General features: G+C 67.7%; 19 protein-coding genes. 13 read left to right on the forward strand and 6 right to left on the reverse strand.

Features of this window, described 5'->3' with window-relative positions; genetic code table 11:
* Positions 1-3 precede the first annotated feature (3 nt).
* The 9 genes from FS845_RS23030 to FS845_RS23070 all read left to right on the forward strand — a co-directional run bounded on the left by FS845_RS23030 (position 4) and on the right by FS845_RS23070 (position 9,033).
* Positions 4-765, forward strand: coding sequence for an ABC transporter ATP-binding protein (locus FS845_RS23030; RefSeq protein ID WP_144640237.1), 762 nt, complete (start codon positions 4-6; stop codon positions 763-765).
* An 85-nt stretch (positions 766-850) separates the two neighbouring features.
* The gene (locus FS845_RS23035) at positions 851-2,065 is read left to right on the forward strand and encodes an ABC transporter substrate-binding protein (protein ID WP_144639774.1); all 1,215 of its coding nucleotides are present in this window, start codon (positions 851-853) and stop codon (positions 2,063-2,065) included.
* A gap of 98 nt (positions 2,066-2,163) precedes the next feature.
* Positions 2,164-3,051 (forward strand): branched-chain amino acid ABC transporter permease, encoded by an 888-nt coding sequence (locus FS845_RS23040; protein WP_144639775.1) that lies wholly within the window; start codon positions 2,164-2,166, stop codon positions 3,049-3,051.
* Positions 3,048-4,049, forward strand: coding sequence for a branched-chain amino acid ABC transporter permease (locus FS845_RS23045; RefSeq protein WP_144639777.1), 1,002 nt, complete (start codon positions 3,048-3,050; stop codon positions 4,047-4,049). The genes FS845_RS23040 and FS845_RS23045 overlap by 4 nt, the downstream gene beginning before the upstream one ends.
* A gap of 139 nt (positions 4,050-4,188) precedes the next feature.
* Positions 4,189-5,202, forward strand: a complete 1,014-nt coding sequence (locus FS845_RS23050) for an ABC transporter substrate-binding protein (RefSeq protein ID WP_144639779.1) — start codon at positions 4,189-4,191, stop codon at positions 5,200-5,202.
* A gap of 76 nt (positions 5,203-5,278) precedes the next feature.
* Positions 5,279-5,944: an STAS-like domain-containing protein gene (locus FS845_RS23055; RefSeq protein WP_186332386.1), complete on the forward strand. Its 666-nt coding sequence runs from the start codon at positions 5,279-5,281 to the stop codon at positions 5,942-5,944.
* Positions 5,945-6,054: 110 nt separating this feature from the next.
* Positions 6,055-7,077 (forward strand): sensor histidine kinase, encoded by a 1,023-nt coding sequence (locus tag FS845_RS23060; RefSeq protein WP_144639782.1) that lies wholly within the window; start codon positions 6,055-6,057, stop codon positions 7,075-7,077.
* A 193-nt stretch (positions 7,078-7,270) separates the two neighbouring features.
* On the forward strand, positions 7,271-8,323 hold the full coding sequence (locus tag FS845_RS23065) for a sensor histidine kinase (RefSeq protein ID WP_260986416.1): 1,053 nt from the start codon (positions 7,271-7,273) through the stop codon (positions 8,321-8,323).
* Positions 8,311-9,033, forward strand: coding sequence for a LytR/AlgR family response regulator transcription factor (locus tag FS845_RS23070; RefSeq protein ID WP_144639786.1), 723 nt, complete (start codon positions 8,311-8,313; stop codon positions 9,031-9,033). The genes FS845_RS23065 and FS845_RS23070 overlap by 13 nt, the downstream gene beginning before the upstream one ends.
* 80 nt (positions 9,034-9,113) lie before the next feature.
* On the opposite strand, the gene FS845_RS23075 is transcribed toward FS845_RS23070, so the two are convergent.
* The 4 genes from FS845_RS23075 to FS845_RS23090 form a co-directional block, all read right to left on the reverse strand.
* The gene (locus FS845_RS23075) at positions 9,114-9,866 is read right to left on the reverse strand and encodes an ABC transporter ATP-binding protein (protein ID WP_186332387.1); all 753 of its coding nucleotides are present in this window, start codon (positions 9,864-9,866) and stop codon (positions 9,114-9,116) included.
* Complete coding sequence (locus tag FS845_RS23080) at positions 9,863-11,698, reverse strand: ABC transporter permease subunit (RefSeq protein ID WP_144639789.1); 1,836 nt, start codon at positions 11,696-11,698, stop codon at positions 9,863-9,865. Before FS845_RS23080 ends, FS845_RS23075 begins: the two co-directional genes overlap by 4 nt.
* A 5-nt stretch (positions 11,699-11,703) precedes the next feature.
* Positions 11,704-12,741, reverse strand: a complete 1,038-nt coding sequence (locus FS845_RS23085; RefSeq protein WP_144639792.1) for a branched-chain amino acid ABC transporter permease — start codon at positions 12,739-12,741, stop codon at positions 11,704-11,706.
* Between the two features lie 430 nt (positions 12,742-13,171).
* Positions 13,172-14,335, reverse strand: coding sequence for an ABC transporter substrate-binding protein (locus FS845_RS23090; RefSeq protein WP_144639795.1), 1,164 nt, complete (start codon positions 14,333-14,335; stop codon positions 13,172-13,174).
* A 324-nt stretch (positions 14,336-14,659) separates the two neighbouring features.
* Here FS845_RS23090 and msrB point away from each other — a divergent pair, with 324 nt between their 5' ends.
* From msrB to FS845_RS23110, 4 genes are read left to right on the forward strand one after another with little or no spacing between them, the layout of a single operon-like run.
* Positions 14,660-15,058 (forward strand): peptide-methionine (R)-S-oxide reductase MsrB, encoded by a 399-nt coding sequence (gene msrB, locus FS845_RS23095; protein WP_144639798.1) that lies wholly within the window; start codon positions 14,660-14,662, stop codon positions 15,056-15,058.
* A gap of 16 nt (positions 15,059-15,074) precedes the next feature.
* A complete protein-coding gene (locus FS845_RS23100; RefSeq protein ID WP_144639801.1) occupies positions 15,075-15,644 on the forward strand; it encodes a septation protein A in 570 nt (189 codons plus the stop codon).
* A 13-nt stretch (positions 15,645-15,657) separates the two neighbouring features.
* A complete protein-coding gene (locus FS845_RS23105; RefSeq protein ID WP_144639804.1) occupies positions 15,658-15,933 on the forward strand; it encodes a BolA family protein in 276 nt (91 codons plus the stop codon).
* 18 nt (positions 15,934-15,951) lie between these two features.
* The gene (locus tag FS845_RS23110; protein ID WP_144639807.1) at positions 15,952-16,728 is read left to right on the forward strand and encodes a peptidylprolyl isomerase; all 777 of its coding nucleotides are present in this window, start codon (positions 15,952-15,954) and stop codon (positions 16,726-16,728) included.
* Positions 16,729-16,800: 72 nt separating this feature from the next.
* On the opposite strand, the gene ligA is transcribed toward FS845_RS23110, so the two are convergent.
* On the reverse strand, positions 16,801-18,906 hold the full coding sequence (gene ligA, locus FS845_RS23115) for an NAD-dependent DNA ligase LigA (RefSeq protein ID WP_144639810.1): 2,106 nt from the start codon (positions 18,904-18,906) through the stop codon (positions 16,801-16,803).
* A gap of 60 nt (positions 18,907-18,966) precedes the next feature.
* Complete coding sequence (locus FS845_RS23120) at positions 18,967-20,034, reverse strand: cell division protein ZipA C-terminal FtsZ-binding domain-containing protein (RefSeq protein WP_144639812.1); 1,068 nt, start codon at positions 20,032-20,034, stop codon at positions 18,967-18,969.
* Positions 20,035-20,055 lie beyond the last annotated feature (21 nt).

The raw sequence follows: 20,055 nt of genomic DNA on the forward strand, positions 1-20,055 counted from the left end.
GCCATGCCGCATGAAGCGCACGCGGCGCAGACCCCCCCGGTATCGACCGCCGCCACCGGCACCCCCGCCTTGCGGATCTCGGGCCTGCACGCCTGGTACGGCGAATCGCACATCCTGCACGGCGTGGACATCGAGGTCGCGCGCGGCGAGGTCGTCACGCTGCTGGGCCGCAACGGCGCGGGCCGCACCACCACGCTGCGCGCCATCCTGGGCCTGACCGGCTCGCGCAAGGGCTCGGTGCGCATCAACGGCACCGAGTCCATCGACCTGCCCACCTATCGCGTGGCCCACCTGGGCGTGGGCTATTGCCCCGAAGAGCGCGGCATCTTCGCCAGCCTGTCCTGCGAAGAGAACCTGCTGCTGCCGCCGCCCGTGGGCGCGCTGGGCGGCGGCATGTCGCTGGCCGAGATCTACGAGATGTTCCCCAACCTGCACGAGCGCCGCAACTCGCCGGGCACGCGCCTGTCGGGCGGCGAGCAGCAGATGCTGGCGGTGGCGCGCATCCTGCGCACCGGCGCCAACCTGCTGCTGCTGGACGAGATCTCCGAGGGCCTGGCACCCGTCATCGTGCAGGCGCTGGCCCGCATGATCACCGCGCTGAAGGCGCGCGGCTACACCATCGTCATGGTCGAGCAGAACTTCCGTTTCGCGGCGCCGCTGGCCGACCGCTTCTACGTCATGGAGCACGGCCAGATCGTCGAGCACTTCGAGGCATCGCAACTCGCGCAGAAGCAGGACACGCTCAACGAACTGTTGGGCGTCTGAGCACGGCCCGTATACAAAAAAGAAAGCCTGTCACCCGCCGGCAGACATCCGGCACCCCAAAACACAGGAAGAGAGGAGTCATCCCATGAAGTTGCACACCATCACTGCTGCACTGGCCTTGGCTGGCCTGGGATTCGCCGGGCTACCCGCCCAGGCCCAGGGCATTTCCGACGATGTGATCCGCATCGGCTTCATCACCGACATGTCGGGCGTGTACTCGGACATCGACGGCAAGGCGGGCCTGACGGCAATCCAGATGGCGATCGAGGATGCCGGCGGCGCGATCAACGGCAAGAAGATCGAAGTGCTGTCGGCCGACCACCAGAACAAGGCCGACGTGGCCTCGGCCCGCGCGCGCGAATGGTTCGACCAGCAGAAGGTCGACGTGCTGATCGGCGGCACCAACTCCGCCACCAACCTGGCCATGGCCGCCGTGGCCGCCGAGAAGAAGAAGCCCTTCATCTCCATCGGCGCCGGCGCGTCCGACCTGACCAACGCCCAGTGCACGCCCTATACCGTGCACTACGCCTACGACACCGTCGCGCTGGCGCGCGGCACGGGCTCGGCCGTGGTGAAGGATGGCGGCAAGAGCTGGTTCTTTCTGACCGCCGACTATGCCTTCGGCCACGCGCTGGAGCGCGACACCACCGCGGTCATCAAGGCCAACGGCGGCGAGATCAAGGGCACGGTCCGCGCCCCGCTGTCGACCACCGACTTCTCGTCCTTCCTGCTGCAGGCCCAATCGTCGGGCGCGCAGATCCTGGGCCTGGCCAACGCCGGCGGCGACACCGTCAACTCCATCAAGGCCGCCAACGAATTCGGCGTGACCTCGACCATGAAGATGGCAGGCCTGCTGGTCTTCATCAACGACATCCACTCGCTGGGCCTGCAAGCCACCCAGAACATGTACCTGACCGACAGCTGGTACTGGGACCAGGACGACGCCTCGCGCGCCTGGGCCAAGAAGTTCGAGGACAAGGTCAAGCGCAAGCCCTCGTCGCTGCAGGCGGCGGACTACTCGTCGGTGTCGTTCTACCTGAACGGCGTCAAGGCCACCGGCACCGACGACGCCGACGCGCTGATGAAGTGGATGAAGTCGAACAAGGTCAACGACTTCTACGCCAAGAACGGCACGGTGCGCGAAGACGGCCGCATGGTGCACGACATGTACCTGGTGCAGGTGAAGACGCCCAAGGAATCCAAGGGCCCCTGGGACTACTACAAGATCGTCGCCACCCTGCCGGGCGATGACGTCTACACCAAGCTGTCGGAATCGACCTGCAAGCTGGTCAAGAAGTAATCCTTCGACGCCGTAGCGGCGCGGCCTCGCCTACCCCGCGTGGCCGCGCCGCGAACTGAATACGCTGTAATCCGCACGCGCGCAGGAATATCCACAAGATGATTTCAGTATTCGGCATACCCATACAGGCGCTGCTGGGACAACTGCTGCTGGGCCTGGTGAACGGCTCGTTCTACGCGATGTTGTCGCTGGGGCTGGCGGTGATCTTCGGCCTGCTCAACGTCATCAATTTCGCACACGGCGCCCTGTACATGCTGGGTGCCTTCGTCGCCTGGATGGGCATGGCCTACCTGGGCCTGAACTACTGGGTCATGCTGATCCTGGCGCCCATCGTGGTGGGCCTGTTCGGCATCGTGATCGAGCGGCTGCTGCTGCGCCACCTGTACAAGCTCGACCACCTGTATGGCCTGCTGCTCACCTTCGGGCTGACGCTGCTGCTCGAAGGGCTGTTCCGCAGCTTCTTCGGCGTGTCCGGCCAGCCCTATCCCACGCCCGAGGCGCTGCGCGGCGCCACCAATCTGGGCTTCATGGTGCTGCCCAACTACCGCGCCTGGGTCGTGGTGGCGTCCATCGTGGTCTGCATGTCGACCTGGTTCGTGATCGAGCGCACCCGGCTGGGCGCGCTGCTGCGCGCCGGCACCGAGAACCCGCGCCTGGTCGAGGCCTTCGGCGTGAACGTGCCTCGCATGATCATGCTGACCTACGGCTTCGGCGTGGCGCTGGCGGGCTTCGCGGGCGTGCTGGCCGCGCCGGTGCTGCAGGTCTCGCCGCTGATGGGCTCGAACCTGATCATCGTCGTGTTCGCCGTGGTGGTGATCGGCGGCATGGGGTCCATCCTGGGCGCCATCGTCACGGGCCTGGGCCTGGGCGTCATCGAAGGGCTGACCAAGGTGTTCTGGCCGGAAGCGTCCAGCACCGTCGTCTTCATCATCATGGCCATCGTGCTGCTGCTGCGCCCCGCCGGGCTGTTCGGAAGGGAAAAATGAACCGTCAACTGCTGGGCTACCTGCTGGCCGCCATCATCGTGGCGGTGCTGCCCTTCGTGGGCGTCTATCCGATCTTCGTCATGAAGGTCCTGTGCTATGCGCTGTTCGCCTGCGCCTTCAACCTGCTGCTGGGCTACACCGGCCTGCTGTCCTTCGGCCACGCGGCCTTCCTGGGCAGCGCGGCCTACGCGGCCGGGCATTCGATCAAGATCTGGGGTTTGCCCACCGAACTGGGCCTGCTGTTCGGCGTGGCCGTGGCCGCGCTGCTCGGCCTGGTGATGGGCTTGATCGCCATCCGCCGCAGCGGCATCTACTTCGCCATGATCACGCTGGCGCTGGCGCAGATGGTGTTCTTCTTCTTCCTGCAGGCACGCTTCACCGGCGGCGAGGACGGATTGCAGAGCATCCCGCGCGGCACGCTGCTGGGCATGGTCGATCTCTCGCGCGATCTGAACCTGTACTACGTGGTGATGGGCATCTTCGCGATCGGCTATTTCATCATCTGGCGCACCGTGCATTCGCCGTTCGGGCAAGTGCTCAAGGCGCTGCGCGAGAACGAGCCGCGCACGCTGTCGCTGGGCTACGACGTGGACCGATTCAAACTGCTGGCCTTCGTGCTGTCGGCCGCGCTGGCCGGCCTGGCGGGCGCCACCAAGTCGCTGGTGTTCGTGTCCGCCACGCTGTCCGACGCCACCTGGCAGATGTCCGGCCTGGTGATCCTGATGACGCTGATCGGCGGCCTGGGCACCCTTACCGGCCCGGTCATCGGCGCGTTCGTCGTGGTGATGCTGGAGAACAAGGTCGGCGACTTCGGACGCGGCCTGGCGCAACTGACCGGCGTCGAATGGTTCAACCAGCTGGGCGAGTCCGTCACCATCGTCATCGGCCTGATCTTCGTGGTATGCGTCATGGCCTTCCGCCGCGGCATCGTGGGCGAGGCGGGCGCGCTGTACGCGCGGCGCCGGGCCGCGGCGACGGCCACGGCGGCCAAAGCCTGAGACGCCCCCGCGTTCACAGCTGCTTACCAAGCGTCGCGTCCGGCGGGCGCGGCGCGCGGGCCCGGCTCGTAGAATGGACGGCCGACCACCGAACCGCCGCCCGCATCCCCCGGCGGCACGCCTGCCAGGAGCCCCGCCGATGCGTGCGACACCCCTTTCCCCCCTGGCGCTGGCCGCCGGCCTGGCGCTGGCGGCCGCGCTGCCCACGGCGGCGCATGCCGCCGACAGCAAGCCGCAATGCGAAGTGCAGCGCCCCGTGCGCTTCACGGGCCTGAACTGGGAATCCAACCTGGTGCTGGCCGGCATCGAGCGCTTCATCCTGGAAAACGGCTACGGCTGCAAGACACAGATGGAGCCCGGCGAGACCCTGGCGATGCTGGCCGCGCTGCAACGCGGCGACGTCGACGTCACGCCCGAAGTGTGGCCCGGCCAGATCGAAAGCGCGTGGGACAAGGCCCTGGCCTCGAAGAAGGTGATGGGCGTGGGCCAGGTCTACGAGGCCGGCGAGGGCTGGTACATCCCGCGCTACACGGCCGAACGGCATCCCGACCTGAAGCGCGCCGCGGACCTCGCGCGCTACAAGGATACTTTCACCGATCCCGAAGAGCCGAACCGCGGCCGCATCTACGGCTGCCCCGCGGGCTGGGCCTGCGGCACGCTGAACGACAACCTGCTGCGCGCGCTGAAGCTGGAGCAGAGCTATACGATGTTCGCCCCCGGCTCGGGCGCGGCGCAGAAGGCGGCCATCGTCTCGGCCTACAAGCGCAAGCGCGACATCGTCTTCTACTATTGGACCCCGACCGCGCTGGTGGGCGCGCTGGACCTGGTCAAGCTGGAACTGCCGGCCTTCGACCAGAAAGCGTACAGCTGCATCACCGACCCGAAGTGCGCCGACCCGGTGCCCACCGAGTTCAAGCCGCAGCCCGTCGTCACCGGCCTGAATGCCGACTTCGCGCGCCAGGCGCCGCAACTGCAGGCCTTCTTCACGTCCATCAAGATCTCCAGCGCCGCCATCGACGGCACCCTGGGCTGGCTGGAGAACGAAGGCGCCGAGCCCGAGGACGCGGCCAAGCACTTCCTGAAGACCTACGCCGCCGAATGGAAGCAATGGGTGCCGGCCGAGGTCGCGCAACGGGTGCAGGCTGCGCTGTAGGCTGAGCACGGCGCGATACTGCAACGCCGACGTTGTCAACGTGATGCTTGGATGTTTACATCCAAAGACATCGGCGTTGACATATGCTGCCCGGTTTTCCAATATCGATCCGGATCTCATCGCTTTCCTGCGTGAGCAATTCGATGCTCGCAGCACGTTGCCCGATGAGCGCCTGGCTATCCTGGAACTGGCCAAGGGGAAGTTGACCACCGATCCTTCGCGTCATTGTGGCGAGGGCTTGTTTTTTACTTCGCGGGTCATGGATTGGTTCAACCTCGACTCTTTTGGCCTGTCGTTCTCGCACACCCACAGAGGTGACGGCAAATACGATGACTGGTTGCTGGAGTCTGACGGCCGCGAGCCCTATGAAGGGACAAAAGTGGCGTTGGAGATTGCTCACCTTCCCGGCCGATCGCTCGATGACATTTTCAGTTCGTTTTCCGACCCCGACGAAATGACGTTTGACCGCACCCATGTACCGGTAAAGCTGGCGAAGATGGGTGTGGAAAGCCTGATTTCCCGCTCCCAAGCGACACGTCTGCTGACTCGAATAGAGCGCTTCAAATACGTAGTGTTCGATTTCAGTGGAGTAGACACGATCGGGCAGGCGTTTGCCGATCAGATATTTCGGGTCTTCGCAACCGAGCATCCTGAAGTCGAGTTGCTGACCACAAATGCCAACCCTCAAATCCTTGGAATGATCTCGCGCGCGAAACGAGCCAAGGAAGACCGCGACATGTGACCTGACCGCGGAACACCCGCGCGATCCGGCGCAGATTGCCGGCGCCGTCCCCAACGGCTATCCTGCCTGCCTTTCGATCCGTCCTCGCGACCATGCCGACCGGCGCTGGCTTGTCTCCCTACTTCTGGCGCGTCCAGCCCTACGGTTGGCTGGCCCTGGCCGCGCTGGGCTTCTGGATCCGCAGCGCGGCGTTCGGCAATGTCACGCTGGCGCTGGCCCTCACCTGCACCCTCGATACCCTGGGCTTCATCGGCACCAGCGCGGCGGCCGTGCTGCATGCGCGCCATGGCGGCGCCACGAGGGGCGCGCCGATGCTGCTGGCCCCGGCCGCGGCCTGCGTGGCCGGGGCCGTGCTGCTGGGCCTGCTGGGCAGCGCGATCCGCGACCTGCTCCCGTTGGGCGACTCGGCCATCCTGCCGGCCGGCACCTTCTCGCTAGGTTTCGTCTACTACCTGGGCGTGCTGTGCATCTGGTCGCTGGCGTACTACGCCTTCAGCGCCGAGATGGCGGTGCGCGGCGAGCGGCTGGCCGAAGCCCGCGCGCGCCAGAAAGACCTCGAGCACCTGCAACGCCAGGTCGAGCCCCATTTCGTGCTGAGCGCGCTGCAGGCCATCGAGGCCAACATCGAGATCCAGCCTGCGCATGCGCAGGTCCAGACGCGCCAGCTGGCCAACTACCTCGCCTATGCGCTGGACAAGAGCAGCCACGCGCTGAGCAGCGTGGAAGAGGAAGTGGCGGCCGCGCGGGACTACGTCGCCCTCAATGCGCCTCGGCTGGGCGCGGACTTCACGTGCCACTTCGAGATCGATCCCGCCGCGCTGAGCATGCGCCTGCCGCACATGACGCTGCCGGCCCTGGTGGAACACGCGGTGCGGCAACGCCAGCGGGCCGGCGAAGGCCTCTTCACCGTACGGGTGCTGGTATGGGCGCGCGACGCGATGCTGGAGATCGAGGTGGACCATCCGGGCCATCTGTCGGGCCCGTTCGATCCGGCGCGTACCCTTCCCGTGCTGGACACGCTCAGCCAGCGGCTGGCGCAGCGCTACCCGGGCCGGCACGCCCTGACGATGGAACGCGAAGGCGGCCACATCGTGGCGCGCCTGTCGGTGCAGGGCGAACCCAGCTTCGTCTGAAGGCCTCGCCGCGCGGCTTGTCCGGTACGGGCACTCACGGTATTCTTGCCTGCGGATCGCAGTACCCCGGCCCTGGCAGCACGTGGTTTTTCGATGATGGGGCCCTGGCTCGCAGAGACCCCATGGCCCTAGTCCCCACCCTTGCCCATCCAGCGCGGCGCGCCGCCCCGGCCTCATGGCACTCCGCCCGCCCATGCTGAACGGAACGCGCCTGTCGCCCTTTTTCTGGCGCGCGCAGGCGACCGGCTGGCTGGTGCTGGGCGCCGTCGGCTTCTTCATCCGGTATGCGGCCTTCGGCCATCCCGCGCTCGCACTGGGGCTGACGCTCACGCTGGACCTGCTGGGCTTCCTGTCCACCACGGCCGCGGCTGCGCTGCATGCCCGATACGCCGGCAGCTCGCGGCAGGCGCCCGTGCTGGCGGCGGCGGCGGTCATCTGCGTCGGCCTGGCCGGCCTGTTCACCTTGCTGGGCGTTGTCGTGCAGGGGCTCTATCCGCCCGAAGCCACCGCCTACATCCCGCGCAACAGCTTCATGCTGGGCTTCGTCTACTACCTGGGTATCTTCTCCATCTGGACTCTCGTGTACCTGGGCTTCAGCGCCGAACTGGACGCGCGCGCCGAACGGCTGTCCAAGACCCGCGCCGAAACGCGCGCGCTGCAGCTGGAACTGGAACACCTGCAGCGCCAGATCGCGCCGCATTTCCTGTTCAATTCCCTCAACACCATCCTGGGCGAAATCGCCGAGCGCCCCACCATCGCCGAGGAAATGACGCGCAGGCTGGCGGCCTACCTGCGTTATTCGTTCAGCACGCGCAACCACGCCATGTGCAGCGTCGACGAAGAGGTGGCCGCGGTGAGGGACTACGTCGGCATCCAGGCGCTGCGCTTCGACGAACGCTTCGCGTGCCATTACGAGATCGACCCGGCCGCGCGGGAAGTCGGCCTGCCCCACATGACGCTGCAGGGGCTGGTGGAAAATGCCTTGAAGCACGGCATGCGCAACGAGGACGAGCACTTCTCCATCCACATACGCGCCCGCATGCACCAGGCCATGCTGGTCGTCGAGGTGGACAACCCGGGCCAGCTGGCCGCGCCGTTCGACGCCCTGCGCCCCGGGGTCGGCCTGGGCAACCTGCGCCAGCGGCTGGCGCTGCGCTATCCCGGCCGCCACAGCTTCACGCTGGAGCAGCGGGGTCCGCGCACGGTGGCGCGCCTGACCGTCGAGGGCGAGCCATGCTACGTGTGATCATCGTCGACGACGAGGCGCCGGCGCGGCGCTACCTGCGCCGCCTGCTTGAGGCGCGGTCCGACGTGCGGGTGGCGGGAGAGGCCGCGACGGGCGCGCAGGCCGCGGCGCTGGTCCTGGCCGAGGCGCCGGATGCGATGTTCCTGGACGTGGACCTGGTGCACGGCACGGGCTTCGACCTGCTGCAGCGGCTTCCCGCGCCGCCGGCCGTGGTGTTCGTCACGGCCCATGCCGACTATGCGGCCCGCGCCTTCGACGTCGCGGCGGTCGACTACCTGCTCAAGCCTGTGGGCGCGACACGCCTGGACGATACGCTGGCGCGGCTGAAACGCGGCCTCCATACGCAGGCCGCCACGCCCCCGGCTGCGCCCGCCCCTTACCTGGTGGTGCGCGGCCGCCAGCAGACCCGGCAGATCAAGGTGGAATCGATATCGGCGGCGCACGCCCAGGGCGACTACGTCATGCTGTACTGCGCCGACGGCGGCACCGAGCTGATGAACACCACGCTGACGGGACTGCGACCGCAACTGCCCGAGCCGTCGTTCTCGATGGTCTCGCGCTCGATCATCGTCAACCTGGACCACGTGGCGCGCCTGCACACGGCCGCAGGGGCGCGGCGCGTGGAGTTCACGGGCGGCGCGGCGCCGCTGGAACTGGGGATGACGGCCTTCCTGCGACTGCGCCGCGAACTGGCGCGGCGGCAGGCGTAGGAAGGCCGGGAACATGCGGAGCCTGTAGGGTCGGCTGCCGCAGCACCGGCTGCCGCAGCGTCGGCCGCCGACGGCTTCCCTTACTCTTTCTTGCCCAGCCCCAGATAGCTCTCGATCACGCGGGGGTTGCCCGCCAGCTCGCGGGCCGGGCCGTGCAGCACGATCTCGCCGGTTTCCAGCACGTAGCCGTAGTCGGCCACCTGCAGCGCGGCGCGCGCGTTCTGCTCGACCAGCAGGATCGCCACGCCAGTCTCGCGCAGGCGCGCGATGATGTGGAAGATCTCGCGCACGATGCGGGGCGCAAGGCCCAGGCTGGGCTCGTCCAGCATCAACAGGCGTGGCTTGGCCATCAGCGCGCGGCCCACGGCCAGCATCTGGCGCTCGCCGCCGGACAAGGTGCCGGCCTGCTGGTTGCGCCGCTCGCGCAGGCGCGGGAACAGCGTGAAAACCTCTTCCAGCGTGTCGCGCCAGCCGCTTTCGCGCGCGCGGTAGCGCCGAAAGCCGCCCAGCAGCAGGTTGTCTTCCACCGACATGCTGCCGAACAACTCGCGGCGCTCGGGCACCAGGGACATGCCGGCCGACACGCGGCGCTCGACCTGCCAGCCCGACACGTCGGTGCCGGCATACTGCACCTGGCCGGTGGCATGGCCGGTTTGCGGCAATGCGCCCATCACGGCATTCAGCATGGTCGACTTGCCGGCGCCGTTGGCGCCGATCACGGTGACGATGCTGCCGGCGGGCACGTTGATGACGGCGTTGCTCAGTGCGCCGACCTTGCCATAGCGGGCGGACAGGTCGCGTACCTCGAGGATGGAGTCTTGCTGGATGCTCATCGCGTGCCTCCCGCCGTGGCCGGCGCGGCCTGCACCGAATCGGGCAGGTCGTCGTCGATGCCGCCCAGATAGGCCTCGAGTACGGCGGGATTCTGCTGCACCTCGGCCGGCACGCCTTCGGCCAGCTTGGTGCCGAAATCCATCACCACCAGGTGATTGGTCAGGCGCATGACGAAATCCATATCGTGTTCCACCAGCAGGATGCTCATGCCTTCGGCGCGCAATTGCTCCAGCACCTGGGCCAATTCCTGCTTCTCCTTGTAGCGCAGCCCCGCGGCCGGTTCGTCCAGCAGCAGCAGCACCGGATCGCCGGCCAGCGCGCGGGCGATCTCCAGGATGCGTTGCTGGCCCAGCGCCAGGTTGCCCGCCTGTTCGTACAGGTAGTCGCCCAGCCCGACGCGCTGCAACTGGCGCGCGGCCTCGTGCAACAGGCGCGCCTCGCGCGAGCGGTCGGCATGCAGCGCCCCGGCCATCACGCCCACGTCGGAACGCAGGTGCGCGCCCAACGCGACGTTCTCCAGCACCGACATGGTCGGCAGCAGCTGCACGTGCTGGAAGGTGCGGCCCACGCCGCGCTGCGAGATGCCGCGCGCCGACTGGCCGTCGATGCGCTCGCCCAGGAAACGCACCTGGCCACGCGTGGCCGGCAGCACGCCGCTGATCAGGTTGAACGTGGTGCTCTTGCCCGCGCCGTTGGGGCCGATCAGGCCCATGATCTCGCCGGCGCGCACCTTGAACGAGATGTCGTTCACCGCAACCAGGCCGCCGAACTCCTTGCGGATCCCGTCGACTTCCAGCACCAGCGCCCCGCCCTGCGGACGCTCGCGATGCGGCAGCGCCGCCGCCTCGGGCGGCGCGGGACGGCTGCGGCGCGAACCGCCGCCGGCCACGCGTTCCCACCAGCCCGACAGGATGGGCCACAGGCCGCTGCTGGCGTACTGCAGCACCAGGATCATCAGCACGCCGAACACGATCAGTTCGAAGTTGGCGTCGCTGCCCAGCAGCGAGGGCAGCAGGTTCTGCAGCTGGTCCTTCAGCGACAGGATCACCGCCGAGCCCAGCAGCGCGCCCCACACGTGGCCCGCGCCGCCCACCACCGCCATGAACAGGTACTCGATGCCGTAGTTCAGGCCGAACGGGCTGGGGCTGACGGCGCGCTGCATGTGCGCGTACAGCCAGCCCGACACGCAGGCCAGCAGCGCGGCCCACACGAAGATGATGATCTTGTACGAGGCCGTGTTCACCCCCATGGACTCGGCCATGCCGGCGCCGCTCTTCAGCGCGCGGATGGCGCGCCCGGGACGAGAATCCAGCAGGTTGCGCGTGCCCCATAGGGCCAGCAGCACGCAGATCCAGATGAGGAAATAGATGTTGCGCCCGCTGGCCAGCGAGATGCCGAAGAACTCCAGCGGCTGGATGCCGGCGATGCCGTCGTGCTTGCCCAGCGCGTCCAGGTTGCCGAACAGGTAGTACAGCGACAGCGCCCAGGCGATGGTGCCCAGCGGCAGGAAGTGGCCCGACAGGCGCAGCGTGATCAGGCCCAGCAGGTAGGCCACCAGCGCGGTCAGCGCCAGCCCCGCCAGCAGCGCCAGCCAGGGCGAGATGCCGTAGCGCGTGGACAGCAGCGCGGTGGTGTAGGCGCCCAGGCCCACGAAGGCCGCCTGGCCGAACGAGGTCAGGCCGCCCACGCCGGTCAGCAGCACCAGGCCCAGCGCCACAAGGCTGGCCAGCCCGATGTAGTTGAGCTGCGTGATCCAGAACTCGGGGGTGAAGGACAGCAGCGGCAGGGCCGCCAGCACGACGAGGAAGACGATCGTCAGGATACGGTTCATGATGCTTATTCCTCGTCGTCCACGTGATGGCTGCCGAACGAGCGCCAGATCAGCACCGGGATGATCAGCGTGAAGACGATGACTTCCTTGTAGGCGCTGGCCCAGAAAGATGAATAGGATTCCAGCAGCCCCACCAGCACCGAGCCGGCGGCGGCCACGGGATAGCTGGCCAGGCCGCCGATGATGGCGCCCACGAAGCCCTTCAGGCCGATCAGGAAGCCGGTGTCGTAGTACACCGTGGTGATGGGCGCGATCAGCATGCCGGACATGGCGCCGATGGCCACGGCCAGCGTGAACGTCAGGCTGCCCGACATCGACGTGCTGATGCCCACCAGGCGGGCGCCGCGGCGGTTGACCGCCGTGGCGCGCAGCGCGCGGCCGTAAAGCGTCTTGCCGAAGAACAGCCACAGCGCCACGATCAGCAGCGCGCAGGTCGCCACCACGAAGAGGCTTTGCGCCGACCACGTGCCGAAGCCCAGGTCGACCTGGCCCGAGACGAAGGCCGGCGTGCGCCAGCCCTCGGCGCCGAAAAACACCAGGGCCAGGCCCATCAGCGCAAAGTGCAGCGCCACCGACACGATAAGCAGCACCAGCACGCTGGCCTCGGCCAGCGGCTGGTAAACGATGCGATACACCATGGGCCCCATGGGCACCACCAGCACCAGCGTCAGCAGCATGTTCAGCCACAGCGAGGTGTCCGGGCCGACGTAGGCCGAGGTCAGCGCCAGCAGTCCCAGCGGCAGCACGACGCAGCCCAGCACCACCTTGGGCAGCCCGGCCCAGTGGCCGGTGCGCGCGGCGCGGACCAGTTCGAGCAGCGTGACCACGCCGCCCAGCAGCGGCAGCAGGTATACGGTGCCGGGCATCTTGCCGTCGACCAGCATGGCCAGCGTCAGCGCGCCGAACGCGACGAACTCGCCCTGCGGAATGAAGATGACGCGCGTGACGGCGAACACCAGCACCAGCGCCATGCCCAATAAGGCATAGATCGCGCCGTTGACGATGCCGTCCTGCAGCAGGATCAGCGCAATTGTGGAATCCATCTATACGACCTGTTGATTTTCCTGGCGCCCCGACCCCGACCGGAGCACTGCGAATACGACACACCGGCCAAGGGCCTGTTGACACTAAAAGGAGCCTCGCACAGCCGGGGAATCGGGGCGGCAGGCTAGGCGTGCAGGCCGCCGCGTGGTCAATCCACGCAAGGCCTGCGCAACGACGCATGCCGCCCGATTCCCCGGCTGCCCGAAGGGTGCGAACAGAAGCGTACGCCTGGCTGCGTTGCGAATGCTCGCCGTGGGACCACCACGCCTGCGCTTCGCGCCTTGCCATCCGCACGCTTCTGTTCGCATGCGAGGCTCCTTTTAGTGTCAACAGGCCCTAGGGGCCGGTGCGAGGTGCTGCGGGGAAGCACGTCGCTGCGCCTTTACGGCGCCGCCGCGCGACGCGCCTCCCGGATGATGCCAGCGCGGGTCAGAGGCCCGGCTGGTACGTCCACTTGCCGCCTTCGACCTTGACCATGACGCGCGAACGTTGGTCGAAACCGGCGTGGTCGGTGGGGCTCATGTTGAACACGCCTTGCGACGCGGGCAGGTTCTTGACGCCTTCGATGGCGTCGCGCAGCGCGGCGCGGAACTCGGGCGTGCCGGGCTTGGCGCCCGACTTCAGGGCCTGGGGCAGCGCGGCCACGATCAGTTGGCCGGCATCCCACATGTGGCCGCCGAAGGTGTTGACCGAGCCGGCGCCATAGGCCTTCTCGTAGGTCTGCACGTATTCCAGGGCCGACTTCTTGACGGGGTTGTCGTCGGGCAGTTGCGCGGCCACCAGCAGCGGGCCGGCGGGCAGCAGCATGCCTTCGCAATCCTTGCCGCACACGCGCAGCACGTCGTTGTTGGCGGCGCCATGGGTCTGGTAGATCAGGCCGCCGAAGCCGCGTGCCTTCAGTTCCTTCTGCGGCAGGGCCGAGGGCGTGCCGGCGCCGGCGATCAGGATCGCGTCGGGCTTGGCGGCCACCAGCTTGAGCACCTGGCCGGTGACGCTGGTGTCGGTGCGGCCGTACTTCTCGATGGCGCTGACGTTGATGCCCTTGGCCTTGGCGGCGGTCTGCATCACGTCCAGCCAGCCGTCGCCGTAGGCGTCGGCGAAGCCGATGAAGCCCAGGTTCTTGACCTTGGCCTTGACCATGGCGTCGGCCAGCGCGCTGGCCATCAGGGCGTCGTTCTGCGGAGTCTTGAAGACCCAGCGGCGCTTCTCGTCCACGGGCTCGACGATCTTGGCGCTGGCGGCCACGCTGATCATGGGCACCTTGGCTTCGGCGGCCACGTCGACCATCGCCAGCGAGCCCGGCGTGACCGAGGTGCCGACCAGCACGTCGACCTTGTCCTCGGTGACCAGCTTGCGCGAGTTGCGCACGGCGGCGGTGGTGTCGGTGGCGTCGTCCAGCACGATCCACTCGATCTTCTGGCCGGCCACTTCCTTGGGCAGCAGCGTGGCGGTGTTGCGCTCGGGGATACCCAACGAGGCGGCAGGGCCAGTGGCGGCCAGCGTGACGCCGACCTTGACCTGGGCGCCGGCTACCATGGGCAGGCTGAGCGCCAGAGCGGCGGCGAACGCGGACAAGCCGAAGTGCTTGGGCATCTTTTGTCTCCTGTGTGCCCGGGCAATCTGAGTTGCGGGCTGGTTTGAAGTTATACAGAAAAACGGATTATAGGGTTAAATCCGTATCAAATGCGACGCGGAAAAGGGGCGTATCTACCCTTAGACAACAGGGGTGGAATGCGCCGCCCGAAGGCCTCAGCAAACGCATTTGATAATGGCGAACACCCTACTTGAGCAGGCTTTGCACCGTCTGCTAGGGGATACCCGCATTGCCCCGACAGAGCGGTCACGTCGGCCGCGCCAAACTCGTTTAACATCGTGGGTTACTCCGAACCTTTCCCACGATCGGAGGTCGAACAGACCATGGAAAAAGTACGCAAGAGCGACGCCGAATGGCGCGCCATCCTCACCCCCCAGGAATACACGGTGGTGCGTGAAAAGGGTACCGAGCGCGCCTTCACCGGCCGCTACTGGGACACCTTCGAGCACGGCATCTACCGCTGCGTGGCCTGTGGCACCGCGCTGTTCGCGTCCGACACCAAGTTCGACGCGGGCTGCGGCTGGCCCAGCTACTTCGAGCCGCTGGCCCCCGGTCTCGTGCGCGAAGAGCGCGACGTCAGCCATGGCATGGTCCGCACCGAGGTGCTGTGCAATGTCTGCGACGCGCACCTGGGCCACGTCTTCCCCGACGGCCCCGAGCCCACCGGCCTGCGCTATTGCATCAACTCGCTGTCGCTCAAGTTCGAGCCCGAAGCGCCTTGAAGGGCCCCTGCCTGCGATGAAGAAGTTCCTGTTCGACCTGTTCCCGCTGTTCCTGTTCTTCGCGGCCTACAAGTTCGCCGACCTCTACGTGGCCACCGGCGTGGCCATGGCCGCCTCGGTGGCGCAGGTCGCGTGGCTGCGCATCCGGGGCAAGCCCATCGAGGCCACCCACTGGATCGGCCTGTCCGTGATCCTCGTCTTCGGCGGCGCCACGCTGTGGCTGCACAACGACGCCTTCATCAAGTGGAAGCCCACCGTCCTGTACTGGCTGTTCGCCGCCGTGCTGCTGGGCGCTCGCCTGCTCGCGGGCCGCAACCTGATGCGCACCCTGATGGGCACGCAGATCGCCCTGCCCGACGCCGTCTGGGACAAGGTCAACTGGGCGTGGATCCTGTTCTTCGCGCTCAGCGGCGTGCTGAACCTGTACGTGGCCTTCTCGGGCCAGTTCACCGAAGAGCAATGGGTCAGCTTCAAGGCCTTCGGCCAGATGGGCCTGATGATCGTCTTCGTCATCGCCCAGTCGGTCTATCTGGGGCGGCACATCCGCCCCGTGGAATCCGTGCCCGACGACAAGGCCAAGGACTGATCCCGCTTCCATCATGACCGACGACACCGACCGCATTGCCCTGATCCGCGGCCGCCTGGCCGCGCTGGAACCGCTCGAACTGGACATCCGCGACGACTCGCACCTGCATGCCGGCCATGCCGGCGCGCAGGGCGGCGCCGGCCATTACCACGTGCGCATCGTGGCCTCCTGCTTCGCCGGCCTGTCGCACGTGGCCCGCCACAGGCTGGTGTATCATCATTTGCAAGATCTCATCCCCCATCCCATCCACGCGCTAGCGCTCGACGCACAGCCGCCCTCTTCCCTGTAAATCCCACAAAGGACATCCATGAAACGCCTCATCATGCTGGCTGCGGCGTGCGCCGTTGCCGCGCCCGCTTTCGCGCAGAACGTGGCTACCGTCAACGGCAAGGCCATCACGCAGAAGAGCCTGGACGAATTCGTCAAGCTGCTGGTCACGCAGGGTGCCACCGACTCGCCGCAGCTGCGCGAGCAGGTCAAGCAGGAGATGATCAATCGCCAGGTGTTCGTGCAGGCCGCCGAGAAGCAGGGCATCGCCAAGCAGCCCGACGTGCAGACCGAGCTGGAACTGGCTCGCCAGGGCATCCTGGTGCGTTCGCTGATGGCCGGCTACCTGGAAAAGCATCCCGTCACCGACGCGCAGGTGCAGGCCCAGTACGACAAGCTGAAGAAGGAACAGGCCGGCAAGCAGGAATTCAAGGTCCGCCACATCCTGGTCAAGGATGAAAAGACCGCCAACGACCTGCTGGCCCAGATCAAGTCGGACAAGACCAAGTTCGACGACCTGGCCAAGAAGAATTCGCAGGATCCCGGCAGCGCCGAGCGCGGCGGCGACCTGGGCTGGGCGCCCCCCACCAACTACGTGCCCCCGTTCGCGGATGCCGTGCAGAAGCTGAAGAAGGGCGAACTGGCCGACAAGCCGGTGCAAACCCAGTTCGGCTGGCACATCATCCAGGTCGACGACACCCGCCCGGTGGAATTCCCCCCGCTGGAACAGGTCAAGCCGCAACTGGAAGAAATGCTGCGCCAGCAGACGCTCAGCGCCTTCCAGAAGGACCTGCGCGACAAGGCCAAGGTGCAGTAAGACGGTTTCTCCGTCCAACGGCAAAACAGCCCGCTTTCATGCGGGCTGTTTCATTTCTGCTGCCGCGTACGCCTACCCCTGCCCCAGCAACGCCTTCAAACCATCCTCGTCCAGGATGGTCACGCCCAGTTCCTGGGCCTTCTTCAGCTTGCTGCCGGCATCCTCGCCCGACACCACGTAGGCGGTCTTCTTCGACACCGAGCCGCTGACCTTGCCGCCCGCGGCTTGGATGTGCATGGTGGCTTCCTCGCGCGTCCAGGTGGGCATGGTGCCCGTCAGCACGAAGGTCTTGCCGGCCAGCGCCGTGCCCTGCGGCTCGGACTCGGCCGCGGGTTCGACGCCCTGCTGGCGCAACTGCTCGACGATTTCGCGGTTGTGCGGCTCGGCGAAGAAGCGGTGGATCGAGCCCGCCACCACGGGCCCCACGTCGGGCACGGCCAGCAACGCCTCTTCGTCGGCGTTCATCACGCCGTCGATCGACCCGAAATGGCGCGCCGTGTCGCGCGCGGTGGTCTCGCCGACGTGGCGGATGCCCAGCGCGAACAACAGGCGGCCCAGCGTGGGCTGACGCGCGCGGTCGATGGCCTGCACCAGGTTCTCGGCGGACTTCTCGCCCATGCGGTCCAGCGCGGCCAGCTCCGGCGCCTTCAGGCTGTAGAGATCGGCCAGCGACTTCACGCGGCCGCTGTCCACGAGCTGGTCCACCAGCTTCTCGCCCAGGCCTTCGATGTCCAGCGCCTTGCGGCCGGCCGCATGGTACAGGGTCTGCTTGCGCTGCGCGGCGCAGAACAGGCCGCCCGTGCAGCGTGCGATGGCCTCGTCTTCCAGGCGCTCGATGGCGGAGCCGCACACGGGACATTGCGTGGGCATGACGAACAGCGGCAGGTCGCCCTCGCGCTTGTCCAGCACCGGGCCCACCACTTCGGGGATCACGTCGCCCGCACGGCGCACGATCACCGTGTCGCCCACGCGCACGTCCTTGCGGCGGATCTCGTCCTCGTTGTGCAGCGTGGCGTTGGTGACGGTGACGCCGCCCACGAACACGGGCTTCAGCCGCGCCACTGGTGTGATGGCGCCGGTGCGGCCGACCTGCACCTCGATGTCCAGCAGTTCGGTGCTGGCCTCTTCGGCCGGGAACTTGTGGGCCAGCGCGAAGCGCGGCGCGCGCGCCACGAAACCCAGCACGCGCTGGGCCGGTAGCGAATCGACCTTGTAGACCACGCCGTCGATGTCGTAGGGCAGCGTCGCGCGGAGCTTGCCGACGCGCTCGTAGAACGCCAGCAGGCCCGCGGCGCCCTCGGCGCGATGGTTGTGCCGCGCGTTCACCGGCAGGCCCAGCTCGGCCAGCCAGTCCAGCATGTCGCCGTGGCGGTCGCGCGGCAGCGTGGACGCCTCGCGCACGCCGGGCGCGGGTTCGTCGTATCGATCAGATTCGCCGCGCGGCAGGCCCTGCACCTCGCCCCAGCTGTAGGCATAGAAGCGCAGCGGTCGCTGCGCGGTGATGCGCGGATCCAGCTGGCGCAGGCTGCCGGCGGCGGCATTGCGCGGATTGACGAAGACCTTCTCGCCGCGCTCGGCCTGCGCCGCGTTCAGGCGGTCGAAGTCGGCGCGGTTCATCAGCACTTCGCCGCGCACTTCCAGCACCCTGGGCGCATTGCCCTTCAGGCGCAGCGGGATGGCGCGGATGGTGCGGATGTTGGCGGTGACGTCCTCGCCGGTCTGCCCGTCGCCGCGCGTGGCGGCCTGGACCAGGCGCCCGTCTTCATAGCGCAGGCTGATGGCCAGGCCGTCCAGCTTCAGTTCGCAGAAATAGGCTGCCTGCGCCTCGGCGCCCAGCAGGCCGGCGCTGCGCAGCGTATCGGACACGCGCTTGTCGAACGCGGCGACGTCGTCTTCCTCGAAGGCATTGCCCAGCGACAGCATGGGCACCGCGTGGCGCACGCTGCCGAACTCGGCCAGCGGCGCGGCGCCGACGCGCTGCGTGGGCGACTCGGGCGTGACCAGCTCGGGATGCTCGGTCTCGATGGCCACCAGCTCGCGCATCAGCGCGTCGTAGTCGGCATCGGAGATGGAAGGCGCGTCCTGGATGTAGTAGCGGACGTTGTGCTGCTCGATCTCGGTACGCAGGACCGCGGCCCGTTCGGCCGGCGTGGGCGGGGTGTGCTTGCTATCCGTCATTGCGTGTCCTGGATCCGGCGCGGGCGACCTGGCGCGCGCCGCCGGACCGCCGGATGAAAATCAAGAAAATACCCGCAGCGCGCGTTCGCCGCCCGCCGGCAGTCCGGCCTGTTCGAGCTGCTGGAACAGCACCTGCAGGCGCTCGTCGATGACCTCGTCCGCGCCCTGCGCCAGCGGCTTGCCCTGGTCGTCGACCAGGTCGGCATCCAGGCGTTCGGACAGCTCGCGGCCCACGTCGACCATGCGGCCGAAGGCGTGCGGGTCGGCCGGGCTGCACGGCACGTCCAGCAGCAGGTACAGGCGGTCGACCACCGCGCCGCCGGCTTCGAGCGGCGCGCCGTCGGCGCGCGACAGCGAGAAGCGCGCCACGCCCGTGTCGGCCAGCCAGGCCAGGCGCGGGCCGTCGACGGAGAACCCCAGCGACATCGCGGCGGACAGCACGTCGGAGGCGGATCGCGGGGCGCGCATCACCAGCGTCAGGCCCACCTGCGTGTCCAGCGCGGCGCAGGTGTCGTCCAGGCGCGCGGCCTGCTCGAGCGCGGCCTGCTGGTCGGGACTTTCGATGGTGCCGTCGAAGCGGTCGGCCAGGTCCTGCGCACGCGCCCAGGCCTGAGACCATTCGATGGCGTTCAGCGCGCCGCTGCGGTTGGCCAGCAGCACGGCCAGTTGAAGGGAGACGTACAGCTCCTGCACGTGCACGCGGGCACGGTGGCGATGGCCATCGGTCTCGGCGAAAACGCGCAAGGGCTTGCGGCCCACGCTGCGCAGTCCTTGCAGATAAGGCAGCAGGTCGGAGCCGCGCACCGGCTCGCTGAAGTGGACCTCGATGACCACCTCGCAGGCGGGATCGGGTTCCTGGGCATCGTCGGCCTCGGCCGACGGCGCCTCGGCGGACGCCACCGCACTGTTCGAGCCGATTCCGGGCTCGCGGCGCGTCGGGCCGGCGGCGCCCACGGACGCCGCGCCCGCGCGGAATTCGCCGGCGCCCAGAAGGGGGTCCTGCTCGGAACCTGGAAACTGCGCCTGCATCCTGCGGCGCACCCGGCGGTCCTGCCACCAGTTGAACCCCAGCACCAACAGGATGAACAGCACACCCAGGGCTATCAGCCCGATCTGCAAATCGCTCATGTATCAATTCCGCGCGCGGGG

The organism is Bordetella genomosp. 13 (genome assembly GCF_007679965.1).
In the GTDB taxonomy this organism is placed as follows: Bacteria; Pseudomonadota; Gammaproteobacteria; order Burkholderiales; family Burkholderiaceae_B; genus Bordetella.